Origin of the sequence: Spirillospora sp. NPDC048824, from assembly GCF_043198455.1 — a bacterium.
Classification (GTDB): Bacteria; Actinomycetota; Actinomycetes; order Streptosporangiales; family Streptosporangiaceae; genus Spirillospora.
The window spans coordinates 1-1297 of the sequence record NZ_JBICUS010000070.1; the positions used below are offsets into that span (position 1 = coordinate 1).

1 protein-coding gene is annotated in these 1297 nt (G+C 63.5%); it reads left to right on the forward strand.

Going from position 1 to position 1297, the window contains the following annotated elements:
* Positions 1-66: 66 nt before the first annotated feature.
* Positions 67-1244 (forward strand): IS3 family transposase gene (locus ACGFIS_RS37550; RefSeq protein WP_392913573.1). Its coding sequence is split into 2 segments (ribosomal slippage): positions 67-328 and positions 328-1244, totalling 1179 coding nucleotides; the frame shifts between segments, so codons are not numbered across the junction.
* Positions 1245-1297 lie beyond the last annotated feature (53 nt).

Genomic DNA, 1297 nt, shown 5'->3' on the forward strand with positions numbered 1-1297 from the left:
TGAGGCGCCCCGGATCTTCCGGACAGGTCCCCAACTAGGGTTGGGGAGAACCGGAAGGGAAGGTCGTTGGCACGACAGAGGCGGCATTTCACCCAGGAGCACAAGGACGAGATCGTCCGTATGGTCCTGGACGGCCCACGCCCCATCGCCCATGTAGCCCGTGAGGTCGGGATCCACGACACGACGCTTGGTAACTGGGTCAAGGACTACCGCAGGCGGCACGGCGGTGACGTGTCGGCGGGGAGCGGCGGTGGCGAGAAGAAGAGCGCCCGGGAACTTGAGCTCGAGCGAGAGAACCGCAGGCTCCGCGAGGAGAACGCCTTTCTGGTAAAAGCCGCGGCCTTCTTCGCGAAGGATCACCGGTGAGCGCCAAGTACGAGCTCATCGACGCGGAGAAGGCCAACCACGCCATCATTGACATGTGCACCTGGCTGCACGTGTCCCGGTCCGGCTTCTATGACTGGCGGACTCGTCCGTTGTCGGCGACCGCCGAACGCCGGGAACGCCTCAAGCTGATGATCGAGGCGGTGTTCGAGGCCAACCACGAGACCTACGGCTATCGGCGCGTCCACGCGGTGCTGGCGCGCTCGGGTGAGGAGGTCTCGCCCGAGCTGGTGCGGCAGTTGATGCGCGAGCTGGGGCTTGTGCCAGTGCAGCCGCGGCCGTGGCGGCCGGTCACCACCCAGGCCGGCGAGCCCGGTACGATCCCCGACCTGGTCAACCGGGTCTTCACAGCCGAGCGTCCAGGCACCAGGCTGGTCGGTGATATTACATACATTCCGACCTGGGAAGGCTTCCTTTATTTGGCGACCGTGATCGATTGTCATTCAAAGATGGTGGTCGGCTGGGCGATGGCCGACCACTTCAAGACCTCGCTCATCACGGCTGCTCTGGACTCGGCGGCCGGGAACATCCACATCGAGGAGGGCTGCATCTTCCATAGCGATCGCGGGTCGAACTATACGAGCGATGAGTTCGGCCGGCACCTGCGCCGCTACGGCATGCGCAGGTCAGTTGGAAGAACCGGGGTGTGCTGGGACAACGCGATGGCGGAATCGTTCTTCGGCGCGTTGAAGAACGAGTGGCTAAACCGTATGGTATTTGCCACACGCAGCAAAGCACGCCGCGCGGTTGTGCAGTACATCGAGGGCTTCTATAATCGACGCAGGCTTCATTCCGCGAACGGGTACCGGACCCCTCTTGAGGTCCACACCGAGTACCTGGACCGGGAGCAAGCAGCGTAGATCTGCCCGCAGATCACCATCAGTCAGCTGTCCGGAAAGCGCGGGGCCCCTCA